This window comes from Candidatus Nitrospira nitrosa (genome assembly GCF_001458735.1).
GTDB classification, from domain to species: Bacteria; Nitrospirota; Nitrospiria; order Nitrospirales; family Nitrospiraceae; genus Nitrospira_D; species Nitrospira_D nitrosa.
Window position 1 is genome coordinate 446,684 of the sequence record NZ_CZQA01000008.1, and the last position, 16,265, is coordinate 462,948.

General features: G+C 53.1%; 12 protein-coding genes, 1 tRNA gene and 1 pseudogene. All 14 read right to left on the bottom strand.

From position 1 onward, the window contains the following. Positions 1 to 10: 10 nt before the first annotated feature. The 14 genes and pseudogenes from tuf to rpmG all read right to left on the bottom strand — a co-directional run bounded on the left by tuf (position 11) and on the right by rpmG (position 16,253). Entirely contained in the window at positions 11 to 1,216 is a 1,206-nt protein-coding gene (gene tuf / locus COMA1_RS10965) for an elongation factor Tu (protein ID WP_090748282.1), read from the bottom strand. Positions 1,217 to 1,245: 29 nt separating this feature from the next. Beyond that, entirely contained in the window at positions 1,246 to 3,315 is a 2,070-nt protein-coding gene (fusA, locus tag COMA1_RS10970; protein WP_090748871.1) for an elongation factor G, read from the bottom strand. Between the two features lie 114 nt (positions 3,316 to 3,429). Beyond that, on the bottom strand, positions 3,430 to 3,900 hold the full coding sequence (gene rpsG / locus COMA1_RS10975; protein ID WP_090748285.1) for a 30S ribosomal protein S7: 471 nt from the start codon (positions 3,898 to 3,900) through the stop codon (positions 3,430 to 3,432). A 46-nt stretch (positions 3,901 to 3,946) separates the two neighbouring features. Then, entirely contained in the window at positions 3,947 to 4,318 is a 372-nt protein-coding gene (gene rpsL, locus COMA1_RS10980; protein WP_090748288.1) for a 30S ribosomal protein S12, read from the bottom strand. Between the two features lie 108 nt (positions 4,319 to 4,426). After that, positions 4,427 to 8,614, bottom strand: coding sequence for a DNA-directed RNA polymerase subunit beta' (gene rpoC / locus COMA1_RS10985; protein WP_090748291.1), 4,188 nt, complete (start codon positions 8,612 to 8,614; stop codon positions 4,427 to 4,429). Positions 8,615 to 8,660: 46 nt separating this feature from the next. Next, positions 8,661 to 12,617 carry a DNA-directed RNA polymerase subunit beta gene (gene rpoB / locus COMA1_RS10990; RefSeq protein WP_090748296.1) on the bottom strand — a complete coding sequence of 1,319 codons (3,957 nt, stop codon included), beginning with the start codon at positions 12,615 to 12,617 and terminating at the stop codon, positions 8,661 to 8,663. A 123-nt stretch (positions 12,618 to 12,740) separates the two neighbouring features. Then, on the bottom strand, positions 12,741 to 13,142 hold the full coding sequence (rplL, locus tag COMA1_RS21600; protein ID WP_245631049.1) for a 50S ribosomal protein L7/L12: 402 nt from the start codon (positions 13,140 to 13,142) through the stop codon (positions 12,741 to 12,743). 27 nt (positions 13,143 to 13,169) lie between these two features. Continuing rightward, a pseudogene (gene rplJ / locus COMA1_RS21605) lies at positions 13,170 to 13,703 on the bottom strand (50S ribosomal protein L10); the annotation flags it as partial. A 66-nt stretch (positions 13,704 to 13,769) separates the two neighbouring features. Next, positions 13,770 to 14,462: a 50S ribosomal protein L1 gene (gene rplA / locus COMA1_RS11000; RefSeq protein ID WP_090748302.1), complete on the bottom strand. Its 693-nt coding sequence runs from the start codon at positions 14,460 to 14,462 to the stop codon at positions 13,770 to 13,772. 27 nt (positions 14,463 to 14,489) lie between these two features. After that, complete coding sequence (rplK, locus tag COMA1_RS11005) at positions 14,490 to 14,915, bottom strand: 50S ribosomal protein L11 (RefSeq protein ID WP_090748306.1); 426 nt, start codon at positions 14,913 to 14,915, stop codon at positions 14,490 to 14,492. A gap of 82 nt (positions 14,916 to 14,997) precedes the next feature. Continuing rightward, positions 14,998 to 15,534 carry a transcription termination/antitermination protein NusG gene (nusG, locus tag COMA1_RS11010; RefSeq protein WP_090748309.1) on the bottom strand — a complete coding sequence of 179 codons (537 nt, stop codon included), beginning with the start codon at positions 15,532 to 15,534 and terminating at the stop codon, positions 14,998 to 15,000. 52 nt (positions 15,535 to 15,586) lie between these two features. Continuing rightward, entirely contained in the window at positions 15,587 to 15,769 is a 183-nt protein-coding gene (gene secE / locus COMA1_RS11015; RefSeq protein WP_245631003.1) for a preprotein translocase subunit SecE, read from the bottom strand. Between the two features lie 175 nt (positions 15,770 to 15,944). Then, a tRNA-Trp gene (locus COMA1_RS11020) sits at positions 15,945 to 16,019 on the bottom strand. 84 nt (positions 16,020 to 16,103) lie between these two features. Further along, complete coding sequence (gene rpmG / locus COMA1_RS11025; protein ID WP_090748314.1) at positions 16,104 to 16,253, bottom strand: 50S ribosomal protein L33; 150 nt, start codon at positions 16,251 to 16,253, stop codon at positions 16,104 to 16,106. Between the last annotated feature and the right edge of the window lie 12 nt (positions 16,254 to 16,265).

Genomic DNA, 16,265 nt, shown 5'->3' on the forward strand with positions numbered 1-16,265 from the left:
CGTGCACGCTTCAGGCCAAGATTTCCGTGACGACGCCAGAGCCGACCGTTTTGCCGCCTTCCCGCACGGCAAACCGCAACCCCTGATCCATCGCAATCGGACTGATCAACTCCGCCGTCACACTCACATTGTCCCCCGGCATCACCATCTCCACCCCCGGATTCAACTGCACCACCCCCGTCACATCCGTCGTCCGGAAGTAAAACTGTGGCCGATACCCATTAAAGAACGGCGTATGCCGCCCACCCTCTTCCTTCGTGAGCACATAGATCTCCGCCTTGAACTTCGTATGCGGCGTGATGGTCTTTGCCTTACACAACACCATCCCCCGCTCCACATCTTCTTTCTTGGTGCCTCGGAGGAGCACGCCAATATTGTCCCCCGCCTGCCCCTCATCCAACACCTTGCGGAACATCTCAACGCCCGTCACCACGGTGGTCTGTGTCGGCCGCAGTCCCACGATCTCAATTTCGTCGCCCACCTTCACAATGCCCCGCTCACAGCGCCCCGTCACCACGGTCCCGCGGCCACTGATCGTAAATACGTCTTCGATCGGCATCAGGAACGGCTTCTCAATCGGCCGCTGCGGTGTCGGAATATAGGTATCCACCGCCTCCAACAACTTCATAATGGACGGCACACCCAACTCACCCTGGTCGGCTTCCATCGCCTTGAGCGCGCTGCCATGGACGATCGGCGTCTTGTCGCCCGGAAACCCATACTTCGTGAGCAGCTCCCGCACTTCCAGCTCCACCAACTCCAAGAGCTCTTTATCATCGACTTTGTCGGCCTTGTTCAAAAACACCACAATGTAGGGCACGCCCACCTGCCGGGCCAACAAAATGTGTTCCCGGGTCTGCGGCATGGGGCCGTCGGCCGCACTCACGACCAAGATCGCGCCATCCATCTGCGCCGCGCCCGTGATCATGTTCTTCACATAGTCGGCGTGGCCAGGACAATCCACATGGGCGTAGTGCCGGTTGTCGGTCTCGTATTCCACGTGACTGATCGCGATGGTCATAATCTTCGTCGCATCCCGCCGCCCCTGACTCTCCGAGGCTTTCGCCACTTCGTCATACGGCACATACTTGGCCATCCCGCGATCCGCACACACCTTCGTCAACGCCGCCGTCAACGTCGTCTTCCCATGGTCCACATGCCCGATCGTCCCAATGTTCACGTGCGGCTTCTTCCGCTCGTACTTCGCCTTCGCCATACCCTACTCCCTCCCTGATTCAGCAATCACTATTTTTTAATGATGGCTTCCGCAATATTCTTCGGAACTTGGTCGTAACGATCAAACTCCATACTATACGTCGCGCGCCCTTGAGTCCGAGAGCGAAGGTCCGTTGCATAACCAAACATTTCCATCAGCGGGACAACGGCATCAATCGCCTGAGCGCCAGCTCGGACCTTCATGCCCTGCACCTTACCCCTTCGCCCATTCAGATTGCCAATGACGTCACCCATGAATTCCTGAGGAACCAACACTTCAACCTTCATAATTGGCTCAAGCAGAACAGGGTCCGCCTTCTTACAAGCATCAGAGAAGCCCATAGAGGCGGCAATTTTAAAGGCCATTTCATTCGAATCGACATCATGATACGAGCCGTCGATGACCGTGACTTTCACATCACGGAGCGGATAACCAGCCACTACACCAGTCTCCATCCTTTCCCGAACACCTTTTTCAATGGCAGGAATATATTCCCTCGGGATCGCCCCCCCCACTGTCTTATTAACAAATTCCAAACCCTTACCCACTTCGGACGGTTCAACGGTCAGGACAACATGGCCATATTGCCCACGCCCACCGGTCTGCTTAATATATTTCGATTCAGCCTCAGCCTTCCTTCTGATCGTCTCCCTGAACGCCACTTCAGGCTTTCCAACATTGGCCTCAACCTTGAATTCCCGTAACATTCGATCAACAATAATTTCCAGATGCAACTCGCCCATTCCGGCAATGATCGTCTGAGCCGTCTCCTCATCCGTTCGCACACGGAAGGATGGATCCTCTTGCGCCAATTTCTGGAGAGCAAAACCCATTTTCTCTTGGTCTTGCTTAGTTTTTGGCTCGATGGCCATAGCAATAACAGGCTCAGGGAACTTCATAACCTCGAGCAGCACTGGCTGTTTTTCATCCGCCAAAGTATCTCCGGTGGTGGCGCCCTTAAGCCCCACCGCCGCAACAATATCCCCAGCATGAACTTCGTCGATTTCCTCTCGCTTGTTGGCATGCATCTTCAGAAGTCGACCGATCCGATCCTTTGCCCCCTTGGTGACATTCAAAACCGGAGTTCCGGTCTTAAGGGTTCCCGAATAGACCCGGAAATAGGTCAACTGACCAGCAAATGGATCAGACATGATCTTGAACGCCAACGCGGCAAAGGGCGCCGCATCATCTGATTTTCTCTCCACCTCTTTACCACTATTAGGATCTACCCCCACAACAGGAGGGATATCCAACGGGGAAGGAAGATAATCAATGACACCATCCAGGAGTTGCTGAACGCCTTTATTTTTAAAGGCGGATCCACAAAGGACTGGCGTGACCTTCATCGAAATCGTTGCCGCCCGAATCGCGCGGATGACCTCCTCTTCCGTCAAGGGATGACCATTTAGATACTTCTCCATCACTTGGTCATCAAACTCCGCAACGGCATCAAGCATCTTCTCTCGATACTCTTTCGCTTGAGCAAGAAGATCGGACGGAATCTCATCAACCTTATATTTCGCACCCAGCGTTTCGTCGTCGTAAAAATAGCCCTTCATCCGAACCAAATCTATCGAGCCACGAAACTCAGCTTCACGACCAATAGGGATCTGAATAGGAACCGGCCGTGCCCCAAGGCGGTCAATAATGGATTGAACACTGCCATAGAAGTCAGCTCCAATCCGATCCATCTTATTCATGAATGCGATTCGAGGAACGTGGTACTTGTCAGCCTGGCGCCAAACCGTCTCAGACTGAGGCTCAACCCCCTGCACGGAATCAAACGCAGCCACTGCTCCATCAAGAACACGGAGCGAACGCTCAACTTCAATCGTAAAGTCCACATGCCCTGGCGTATCAATAATATTGATCCGATGGTCACGCCAGAAGCAGGTCGTCGCAGCAGCCGTAATGGTAATGCCGCGCTCTCGCTCCTGCTCCATCCAGTCCATCGTGGCCGCACCCTCATGGACCTCACCCAACTTATGAGTCATGCCCGTGTAATAAAGAATTCTCTCCGTGGTCGTAGTCTTCCCTGCATCAATGTGAGCCATGATGCCGATATTTCTAGTGTGATCCAACGATGTTTGACGAGCCACTTCCACCCCTCTAAAAACAAATATGCCGCAGATCAAGCCGCATCACACTGCTGCGATGTACGAACACCCCGATCTGCGAATCGCAGCACGGCTCAACTGCAGCACAGAACGACGCTACCAGCGATAATGAGCAAAGGCCTTATTGGCCTCAGCCATCCGATGCACGTCTTCCCGCTTCTTGACCGCAGCCCCAGTGTTATTTGAAGCATCAATCAATTCGGCTGCGAGCTTTTCACGCATACTCTTCCCACCACGCGTACGAGCAAATTGCGACAACCAACGCAACGCCAGCGAAACACGTCGAGCCGGCCTGATTTCAACCGGAACCTGATACGAAGCGCCCCCAACGCGGCGAGACTTCACCTCAACAATCGGCTTCACATTATCTACCGCCGCCTTAAATACCTTGAGTGGATCGCCACCCGTTTTCTCCTGAATCGCATCGAAGGCTCCGTAGCAGATACGCTCAGTCGTGCTCTTTTTCCCGCTACTCATCAGGGCATTAATAAACTTTCCCACCAGTTTGTCTCGATAGCGAACATCCGGAAGCACTTCTCGCTGACCTAAAAATCTACTGCGTGGCATAGTGACCTATTCCGATATCTAGATTAAATCCATCACAACAAGATGTTTACTTTGGACGCTTAGCTCCGTACTTCGAACGACTCTGCTTTCGACCGGCAACCCCAACGGCATCCAATGCACCACGAACTAAATGGTAACGAACACCAGGAAGATCCTTGACGCGTCCTCCTCGCACGAGCACGATCGAGTGCTCCTGGAGATTGTGCCCCACACCAGGTATATAGGTCGTCACTTCCATTCCGTTCGTCAAACGCACACGAGCAACTTTCCTCAATGCCGAGTTTGGCTTTTTAGGGGTTGTCGTATAAACACGCAGACAGACTCCTCTTTTTTGAGGACATGACCTCAAGGCAGGGCTTTTCGTCTTGGACTTGACAAACACCCTCCCTTTTCGAACCAACTGATTAATCGTAGGCATTCCGTTCAGATCCTCTTCAAGATATCAACTACGTCCCATCATCTGCAAAGCCGCCGGATTATAGTGACGCGATCACCAACTGTCAAGGGGTGAACGACCACAACTTTGCTACGATCGAGTATTTTCTCCTGACGTGGTGGACACAGCTGGCTCTGATGTCAGAGCAGCGGCTGGCGTTCCAGCACCAACGGACAGGCCTTCCGGTTTTTCACTCATCACAAATGTATCTCGATACTCCTCAAACCCGGATCCGGCAGGAATGAGACGCCCGACAATGACGTTCTCCTTCAATCCCAAGAGATTATCCTCGCGACCATTGATAGCCGCTTCCGTCAAGACGCGCGTAGTTTCTTGGAAGGACGCCGCCGAGATAAAGCTGTCGGTCGTCAGGGCCGCCTTCGTAATACCCAACAGCACAGGCTTTCCTAAGGCCGGGGTTCCGTCTTTGGACAGTACTCGCTCATTCTCCCTCTCAAAGACCCCCTTACTCACCTGACTCCCAGGTAGAAATTGGGTGTCTCCAGGGTCCTCAACGCGAACCTTGCGCAACATCTGCCTCACGATGATTTCAATGTGCTTGTCGTTGATCGACACACCCTGTAACCGATAGACGTCCTGAACTTCATCCACCAAATACTTCTGCAACTCATTAGGACCAAGAACATCCAGAATGTCGTGAGGATTGGCCGACCCATCCATAAGGGGCTCGCCAGCACGAACCCAATCGCCCTCATGTACGTTGACGTGCTTTCCTTTGGGGATAAAATACTCCTTCACATCGCCCATCTTATTGTCGACCAACACCTTACGCTGCCCCTTCACAAACCCACCGTAAGAAACCTCGCCATCGATTTCCGTGATGACGGCCTGCTCTTTTGGCTTTCTGGCTTCAAAGAGCTCCACGACACGAGGAAGACCCCCAGTAATATCTTTTGTCTTTGTGGTCTCTCGAGGAATCTTTGCTAAGACGTCCCCGGGAAATACCGTGGCCCCCTTCTCAACGAAGATATGGGCCCCAACCGGCAATAAGTATCGTGCGACAGCATTCGAGCCGCCAGGCACCTTAGCCGTCTTACCACCGTCATCTTTGATCGACACACGAGGACGAAGTGTTTGACCGGTATGTTCAATGATTACCTTGCGCGACAAACCCGTCACTTCGTCAAACTCGTCCTTCATCGTGACACCTTCGACGATGTCCCCGTAGGCTATTCTCCCCCCCACCTCTGTTAGGATCGTAAGAGAGTACGGATCCCATTCAACGAGTTTTTGCCCGACGACAACGGGATCGCCATCTTTGATCTTGATCTTTGCCCCGTACACAACGGGGTACTTCTCTCGCTCTCGGCCACTCTCATCCACGATCGCAATTTTCGTATTGCGATTCATGACGACCCACTCACCATCTTTATTGCGAACAGCAATCCCAGCATTGTGAATGTCGGCGTTCTTCTTCGCATCAAAACTCATGAACTTGATCCGCCCGGCATGTTTGGCCTCGACCACCGTTTGCTCCACCACCTTACTGGCCGTACCACCAATATGGAACGTCCGCATGGTGAGCTGCGTTCCAGGCTCTCCAATTGACTGTGCCGCAATGACACCGACCGGCTCACCTTTCTCGACCAGACGCCCCCGCGCTAAGTCACGCCCATAACAGGCCCGGCACACCCCACGCGGCGCTTGGCAGGTCAGAACGGATCGAATCTTGACACGGTCCACTCCGGCCTCAACAACCGACTTTGTCAGCTCCTCAGTAATTTCCTCGTTCCAGGAAACAATGATTTCCCCTGTCACGGGATCACGAATGTCCTCGGCCGCCAACCGGCCAAGGATTCGCTCCTCTAAAGGCTGAATGACTTCCCCACCTTCCACGAGGGGGCTGACTGTAATGCCGTCGCGCGTCCCACAGTCGATCTCGTGAATGATCACGTCCTGGGCAATGTCGACGAGGCGACGAGTCAGATACCCTGAATTGGCGGTCTTCAGCGCGGTATCAGCAAGACCCTTACGGGCACCGTGAGTGGAGATAAAATACTGCAACACCGTCAGCCCCTCACGGAAATTAGCCGTAATCGGTGTTTCAATGATCTCACCCGATGGCTTTGCCATGAGACCGCGCATCCCACCCAGCTGGCGGATTTGCTGTGAGCTGCCGCGCGCACCGGAATCAGCCATCATAAAAATGGGGTTAAACGATTCAACCTTACCGGGATCGCCGCCAGCCCCAAGCTCTTTCATCATCTCATTGGAAACCTGTTCCGTGACGTGCGCCCAGATATCGATGACCTTATTGTACCGCTCTCCGTTCGTGATCAACCCTTCAGAATACTGCTTCTCTATCTCATTGACCTCTCGTTGCGCCTTCCCGATAAAATCTTCTTTCTTACTGGGAATGTGCATGTTGTCGATACAGATCGACAACCCGGCTTTTGTCGCATAGGTAAAGCCGATATCCTTGATCTTATCCAGAAATTCCACCGTGTCGCGATGGCCGGTCTGACGGTAGACCGCATCAATAAGTTTGGTCATTTCCTTCTTTGTCATGAGCTTATTCGCATTCGCGAATGGAAGCCCAGACGGGAGAATTTCAGAGAGCAGCACCCGGCCGACGGTCGTCTGCACCAGTGAGCCGGACAGGCGCACCTTGATTCGAGCATGCTCATCCACTTCACGCGCATCAAATGCAATCCGAACTTCTTCAGCTGACCCGAAGACCTTCCCCTCACCCTTGGCTCCGAGCCGTTCCTTTGTCAGCCAGTAACATCCCAACACCATGTCCTGTGAGGGCACGGCAATCGGTTTCCCGTTAGCCGGGGAGAGAATATTGTTGATGGCCATCATCAAAACGCGCGCTTCAACCTGTGCCTCCACAGACAACGGCACATGCACCGCCATTTGATCTCCATCGAAGTCTGCGTTGAACGCCGCGCAGACGAGCGGGTGCAAGCGAATCGCCTTCCCTTCCACCAACACAGGATCAAACGCTTGAATGCCCAATCGATGGAGCGTTGGCGCCCGATTCAGCAATACCGGATGCTCCCGAATGACCTCATCCAACACATCCCAGACCTCCGGGCGCTCTTTCTCTACCAACCGCTTCGCACTTTTAATCGTTGTCGCCGCCCCACGAGCCTCCAGCTTATGGAAGATAAACGGCTTGAACAATTCCAGCGCCATCTTCTTGGGCAACCCGCATTGATGAAGGCGCAACTCAGGGCCGACGACGATGACTGTACGACCTGAATAATCTACGCGCTTCCCGAGCAGATTCTGTCGGAACCGCCCCTGCTTTCCCTTGAGCATATCGCTTAACGACTTCAGTGGCCGCTTGTTTGGTCCACGAATGGCACGCCCTCTCCGCCCGTTGTCAAAAAGGGCATCGACCGCCTCCTGCAACATTCGCATTTCATTCCGGATGATGACCCCCGGCGCCTTCAGCTCCATTAAACGCTTCAACCGATTGTTGCGATTAATCACACGTCGATAGAGATCGTTTAGGTCAGACGTAGCAAATCGCCCACCATCCAGCGGAACCAATGGGCGTAGTTCTGGGGGAAGAACCGGGATGACATCCATGATCATCCACTCTGGTTTATTGCCAGACTTTCTAAAGGCTTCAAGTACCTTAAGTCGCTTCGCGTACTTCTTTTTCATCGCCGCAGAAGTGGACGCTCGGGCCTTTACCTGCAGTTCGTCCCACAACGCATTGATATCGATCTTCCTCAGCAAGTCACGGATGGCTTCAGCCCCAATCCCGACCTTAAACCCACTCGATCCATACTCCGAAACAAGCGTGCGCAACTTATCCTCAGGCACTAACTCTTTTTCCGAGAGATCCGTTGATCCGGGATCCACACACACGTAGCTTTCAAAGTAAAGAATCTTCTCCAACTGCTTCAGGCTCATATCGAGGAGAGTTCCGATACGGCTCGGTACACCCTTCAAAAACCAAATATGGGCGACAGGCGCAGCTAATTCGATATGTCCCATTCGCTCGCGACGAACCTTCGATTGAATGACTTCAACGCCGCACTTATCGCAGACGATTCCGCGATGTTTCATCCGCTTATATTTTCCGCAATTGCACTCCCAATCCTTCGTTGGGCCAAAAATCTTGGCACAGAAGAGCCCATCTTTTTCCGGCTTGAATGACCGATAATTGATCGTCTCCGGCTTTTTGACCTCACCATAGGACCAGGACCTTATTTTCTCGGGCGAGGCGATGCGAATACGCATCGAATCAAACGAGACAGAATCCCGCTGCTTTTCAAATAATGTATATACGCCTTCCAAGGTAATGACCTCCTCCGATGCCGGCCACTCGCCGACACACAAGCGGTTAGTCTTGCGTCTTCACTAACTCGACATCAAGTCCCAAACTCTGCAACTCCTTGACCAACACATTGAACGACTCAGGCAGCCCCGGCTCAAGGAAAGGCTCACCCTTGACGATCGCTTCATACATGCGAGACCGTCCAGGGACATCGTCGGACTTGACCGTGAGGAATTCCTGCAATGTCGACGCCGCTCCGTACGCCTGCAAAGCCCACACTTCCATTTCCCCTAATCGCTGGCCTCCGAATTGGGCCTTCCCGCCCAACGGCTGCTGCGTCACAAGCGAATACGGACCGATGGACCGTGCGTGAATCTTGTCGTCCACCAAGTGGTGCAGTTTGAGCACATACATATACCCGACGGTAACCGGGCTCCCGAACGGCTCTCCGGTTTTTCCGTCAACGAGATGTGCTTGGCCACTCGTTGGCAGCTTCGCCTTTTTGAGCAATTCCTTAATTTCTTTCTCAGAGGCTCCGTCAAAGACCGGGCTCGCCACTTTCACCCCTAATGCCTTTGCCGCCCATCCAAGGTGGGTTTCCAAGATCTGTCCGACATTCATACGAGATGGCACACCAAGCGGATTCAAGACAATTTCAACGGGAGTCCCATCCGGCAAGTAGGGCATATCCTCCTCCGGCAACACTCGAGACACAACGCCTTTATTGCCGTGACGGCCGGCCATCTTGTCGCCGACTTGAATCTTGCGCTTCATCGCAATATAGACCTTGACCAGCTTGATGACACCTGGAGGCAATTCATCGCCTCGCTTTAGCCGGCCGACTTTCTCGTCATACAGCGTTTGAAGGATCTCGATCTGCTCCTTCGCCCTCCGTTCGACATCCTCCAACTCCTTTTGCTCGTCTGGATCGCTCAGGATAATGTGCCGCACCGTGTCATCGGGCAATCGCTTGAGGATTTCGGCGGTCAATTTTCCCTTCTTCTTCAGAATGACATCGCCGCTTTCAGGATCCATCAGATCGCGTCCCACGACCTTACCGAGCAAGAGCTTCCGGATCTTCTTCGTCTTCTCTTCATCAATGATCCGCAGCTCTTCATGGTGATCACGCTGCAATTTCATTTGGTCGTCGGTTTCAATGCTCTTCGATCGTTCATCCTTATCAAGCCCTTTGCGTGAAAAGATTTTCACGTCGACGACAATGCCTTCAACACCAGGAGGCACCGTGAGCGACGTATCCTTCACATCGCCGGCTTTCTCACCAAAGATCGCCCTGAGCAATTTCTCTTCCGGAGTCAGCTGAGTCTCACCTTTTGGCGTCACCTTACCGACGAGGATATCGCCAGGCTTTACCTCGGCACCGATACGAATGATGCCGCTTTCATCCAAATTCCGCAGCGCCTCTTCCCCAACGTTGGGAATATCTCGCGTCACATCTTCCTTCCCTAACTTGGTGTCCCGAGCTTCAACTTCAAACTCTTCAATATGAATTGACGTGAAGGCATCCTCGCGGACCAACTTTTCACTGAGCAAAATGGCGTCTTCGAAGTTATATCCGCCCCAGGGCATGAACGCGACCAGCACGTTCTTCCCCAATGCCAACTCCCCATGATCAATCGCCGGCCCGTCTCCCAACACTTGGCCCTGTTTAACCGGCTGACCGATTCGAACCACGGGAGTCTGCGTAATGCAGGTGTTTTGATTTGATCGCTGGAACTTAATGAGATCGTATACATCCAGCCCCGAATCTTTCCCCTTCTTGCCGTCCTTTGCTTCGGCCCGCACGACGATGCGAGTCGCATCGACACTCTCGACAACACCCGGACGCCGAGCCTGAATCACATACCCGGAGTCTCTTGCGACCACAGCTTCCATGCCTGTCCCAACCAGCGGAGATTCGGACGTGACCAACGGCACAGCCTGCCGCTGCATATTGGATCCCATCAGCGCGCGGTTGGCATCGTCATGCTCTAAAAATGGCACAAGAGCAGTCGCGACACTTACGACTTGCTTTGGCGATACGTCCATATAATCGATTTTATCCGGCGCGGCTAAGACAAAGTCTCCACCATGACGACAAGACACGGTTTCCGACACTAACTTATTAGTCCCATCCAGCTTCGAGTTTGCCTGAGCGATGATGTATTTATCGCCTTCGATCGCTGAGAGAAATTCCATTTCATCCGTGACACGCCCTTTTACAACCTTTCGATAGGGTGCCTCAATGAATCCAAATTGGTTAATCCGCGCATACGTGGCCAGCGACGTGATCAACCCGATGTTCGGACCTTCCGGCGTTTCAATCGGGCAGATACGACTATAGTGAGACGGATGCACGTCTCTAACCTCGAACCCGGCACGCTCTCTGGTCAACCCGCCAGGACCAAGCGCGGACAGACGGCGTTTATGCGTAATCTCGGCCAGAGGGTTCGTTTGGTCCATAAATTGAGATAGCTGGCTACTGCTGAAGAATTCCTTGACCGCCGCAACCACCGGCTTGGCGTTGATCAGGTCGTGAGGGAGAACCGTTTCCATATCAAGGAGATTCATCCGTTCCTTGATGCTGCGCTCCATCCGAACGAGGCCCAATCGAAACTGATTTTCGAGTAATTCACCGACGGATCGTACACGACGATTACCCAAGTGATCGATGTCGTCGATTTCTCCCTTTCCGATCTTCAGATTCACGAGATAGCGAATGACTTCAACGATATCCTGGGCGGTGAGAGTCCGCTGTTCGAGCGGCAAATCTAATCCGAGCTTCTTATTGAGCTTAAGACGACCAACTGGCGACAGATCGTACCGCTTGGAGTTCAGAAAAAGATTATCGAACAAGGCCCGCGCGGTATCGACTGATGGAGTCTCCCCCGGGCGCAGACGACGGTAGATCTCCACCATCGCCTCCTCTTTTGACCCAATCTTTTCCATCTCCAACGTATCGAGAATCACCGGCGTGGCCGTGGCCATATCGAGATAGATCACCTTAAACTCTTCGACATCGCTCTCGACGATTTGCTCGACAATCTCGGCAGTCAACCGTTGATTCTTCTCCGCCAGCTTGTTTTTCTTTGAATCGACGACCTCCGTAAGAACGGCGCGGCCCACCAACTCCCCGGGAAGCATCGGGATTTCTTTCACTCCTGCCGCCTTGAGCTTGGCGATCATCCCTTTCGTCAGCCGAGCCCCCTCTCGCACCAACGGTTCCTTGCTATTCTTGTCCGTGACCTCAGCGGAACAGCGAAGTCCATGATGAATCTCGGCATCCAACTTGCGGAACATCTTGCCCTTCGATACCCGGATTTCCTCAACGGGATAATACATTTTGAGCAAATCGTCACTCGAAAAGCCGAACGCTTTCAACAAAATCGTGGTGGGCATTTTCCGCCGACGATCAATCCGGACATAAAGAATGTCCCTGGCATCAAACTCAAAGTCGAGCCATGAGCCTCGATAGGGGATAATGCGCGCCGAGTACAAAACCTTCCCGCTCGCATGCGTACGCCCCTTATCATGAATGAAGGAGGCACCAGGCGATCGATGAAGCTGACTGACGACGACTCGTTCGGTTCCATTGACGATAAAGGTCCCTCGTTCGGTCATCAGAGGTAATTCACCGACATAAACCTCTTGCTCCCGCACATCGAGCACCTTCTTACGAGGCCCCTTATCTTCCTTATCGAATACCACCAAGCGAACACGCAGCTTCAGCGGAACAGCAAAGGTCATCCCTTGCTCAAGGCACTCGCGTTCATCGTACTTTGGTACACCCAAGGTGTAACTTGAGAATTCGAGTACAGCCGTATTGTTGTAGTCTGGAATCGGGAATACGCTGGCCAACGCCGCCTGCAATCCATAATCTTTCCGGCGATCCGGCTCGACCTCAAATTGCAGAAACTCCTCGTAGGAGCGCTTCTGAATTTCGATCAGATCTGGAATATCGATATTGGTTCGAATGCGTGAAAAATCTTTCCGCTCGACGAACTCCTGCAGAGTCGTTTCGGACATTCCTACTCCTCCACACTGGTTGGCGGTGAACAGCAGCCACCGGTCACGACACGTGCAAACAGGTCAACAGCGATCGACCTGCCGCTCATGCACAATGACCAGTGACTATGACGAATGATGTTCCTACTTCACTTCGACTTTTGCACCGCTTTCTTCGAGCTTTTTCTTCATCGTATCCGCCTCTTCCTTGGCCACTCCGGTCTTGACCGGTTTCGGAGCGCCTTCGACCAGATCCTTTGCTTCCTTCAACCCAAGATTGGTCAGTTCTCGAACCACCTTAATGACCTGGATTTTCTTGTCTGCCGGTGCGGATGCAAGAATGACATCGAATGCCGTCTTCTCTTCAGCCGGTGCCGCCGCTCCTCCGCCAGCAGCCGGTGCCGCCGCTACCGCAACTGGAGCGGCCGCCGTAACACCGAATCTCGTTTCCAATCCCTTCACAAGCTCGGCTAAATCGAGCACGCTCATACCTTCGATGGCCTTGATCAATTCCTCTTGCGACAATTTTCCTTCTGTAGCTGGCATCTCCCCTTCTCCTTTCCGTTTATCCTGAATGGCTGCAATGACTCTGACAAACTTTGACAGCACCGCACTTAATGTATACACAACACCACGAATCGGCCCTTGCATGGCCGAGAGCAACATCGCAATGAGCACTTCCTTCTTAGGCAGTGCCGCAACGGCCACGAGATCAGCCGGCTGAAGAAGCTTGCCCTCCAGCACACCGGCCGTCATTTTAATCTTCTCTCCCCGCTTCTCCGCTCCGATAAAATCCTTCAGCACCTTGGTCGGCAATACCGGATCATCATACCCAATGACGACACCGGTCGGTCCCTTGAGATGCTCCTTGAGCCCGATCAACGCCGTCCCTTCCGCAGCTCGAGCCGCGAGCGTATTCTTCACGATTCGGTATTCGGCCTTGACCCCTCGGAGCTGTTTGCGCAATTCCGTGACCTCATTGACAGGAAGACCGACACATTCCGTCAAGATAGCCAACCTGGCGCGACCAAACTTTTCAGCCAGTGCCGTCACTGTCGTAACCTTTTCTTCCTTCTTCATCGCTCTCCTTCTACGAGGTTTCGCCATCTACCACTGATCGATCAGGACCTACCGGGCCTTCCAAATCGACCATTGATGACCGACGTCCTTCGTCTAACTCCACTGCTTCGTCAGTGCGATGGTATCCAACTTCACTCCCGGTCCCATCGTGCTCGTAATCGTGGCACTCTTGAGATAGCGCCCCTTACAGGAAGCAGGCTTTGCCTTAATGACAGATTCAAGAATGGCCGAGGCATTGTCGTAGAGCTTTGCCGGATCAAAGGACACTTTTCCGACCAGCACATGCACAATACCAGCCTTTTCAACTTTGAATTCAACCCGTCCCTTCCGAATATCGGCAACAGCCTTCCCGACTTCGAATGTCACCGTCCCCGTTTTCGGATTCGGCATCAAACCTCGAGGCCCAAGCTGCTTTCCGAGCTTTCCGACAGACGCCATGAGATCAGGTGTGGAAATGGCACAATCGAAGTCCATCCACCCGCCCTTGATCTTCTCCATCAAATCATCGGAACCCACGTAGTCCGCCCCCGCCTGTCTTGCCTCCTGCTCCTTTTCGCCCTTGGCAAAGACCAGCACGCGAACCTTCTTGCCCGTCCCATGAGGAAGCGCTGCCGTTCCGCGAACGAGCTGATCTGAACGCTTAGGGTCGATCCCAAGCCGAAGCGCCAGATCGACCGACTCATCAAACTTCGCAAACGCCGAGCGCTTCACGGTCTCAACCGCCTCACGCAATCCGTAGACACGCGGCTCAACATTCTTGAGCGCCGCATTCATCTTCTTTCCCATAGCCTGCCGCTCCTTCGGTCTCGAAAATTAACCCTGAATCACAACACCCATGCTTCGCGCAGTCCCTTCGATAATTCTGGCTGCCCCCTCCACATCGGCCGCATTCAGATCAGACATCTTCTTGCGCGCGATCTCATTCAGCTGCTGCCTGGTAATTTTTCCCACTTTATCTTTCTGCGGGACACCAGAGCCCTTAATGACCCCGGCCGCCTTCTTCAGTAAATCCGAAGCCGGAGGCGTCTTCATGATGAAGCTGAATGTGCGATCCTTATAGACAGTGATGACCACGGGGATGATACTATCCCCCTCCTTCTGGGTCTTGGCATTAAACTGCTTACAAAACTCCATAATATTGACGCCATGCTGGCCCAGCGACGGACCCACCGGAGGCGCTGGATTGGCCTTACCAGCCGGGATTTGCAATTTAATCTGTGCTGAAACTTCTTTTGCCATGTCTCCTCTCCCGAGCTTTCAGTTTTGAGCTTTCGGCCTTCATCCTACGCTGAGAGCCGACGGCTAACCGCTGACCGCTGCATTAAATCCGTTCAACCTGCAAGAATCCCAATTCAACCGGGGTCGACCGACCGAAGATGCTGACCATGACTTTCAATCGGCTATGATCCTGGTCAACTTCGTCCACCACGCCATTGAACCCCAAAAATGGACCATCGATAATGCGGACATTATCACTCTTGATGAATTTGACCTGCTCACGCGGTTCCGCTTGACCCGCATCAACTTGCTTGAGCAGGGACTCGACTTCCTCATCGCTCAGCGGCGTTGGCACAACTCCTCCGCCGACAAATCCCGTTACTTTAGGGGTCTCCTTGATCATCTGAAGCGTCTCGTCCGCCAACGGAGACTCCAACTCCACGAGAACGTACCCCGGGAAGAACTTCCGACGAGAAGTCCGCCGTTTCCCATCTTTTATTTCGATCACGTCTTCCGTCGGAACAAGCACCTGCCCAACCTTCTCCACAAGCCCCATTTGACTCGCACGTTCCATGAGGCTGGTTTTCACACGCCCCTCAAAACCCGCGTACGTATGTATGACGTACCAGTTCTTTATCATGCACCACCCTCAGGCCTTCGATGAAATACTGCAGCGCCTCTTCTTGACTGATTCAAATGAGCTTCCCAACCAACCAGGAGAGGAATGAGTCAACGACGGACAAGTAGACCGACATCAGGATACAGAACACAATAACGACTGTTGTTGAGCCAATCGTTTCTGCACGACTCGGAAACGAGACTTTCTTCATCTCGGTCCGCACGTCCGTTACAAACAACCGAATTGATTCTGTCATACGCTTGAACATCAGATACTCCGCGCGTTACTGCCCAACCAACACAAAGATCCCTACAAACCTATGAGCCACTCGCCCAAATTACCAAGCCCGATCGCACCCCCAGGCTCAACTTTCATCACCCCACAAAGCCTCTACCGCGCTCCTAAGGGCTACAGCAGAAGCACATCGAGGTTGGCAGGGGCACTAGGATTTGAACCCAGACTCTCGGTTTTGGAGACCGATGTGCTACCATTAACACCATGCCCCTCCCCTTTCAGTACCGAGCTACGAGCGTTGAGGGCCCACTTTCCGACGGTCCCTTCCACGACTCAGCCCTTATCATCTTCAGTACTTACTTCACTTCCTTATGAGGCGTGTGCTTTCGACAGAACTTACAAAACTTGTTCTGCTCCAACCGATCCGGATCGTTTTTCTTGTTCTTCATGGACGAGTAGTTTCTCTGCTTGCAGAGCGTACAAGCCATGTCGATAATCTCGCGCATCTCAACTCTCCT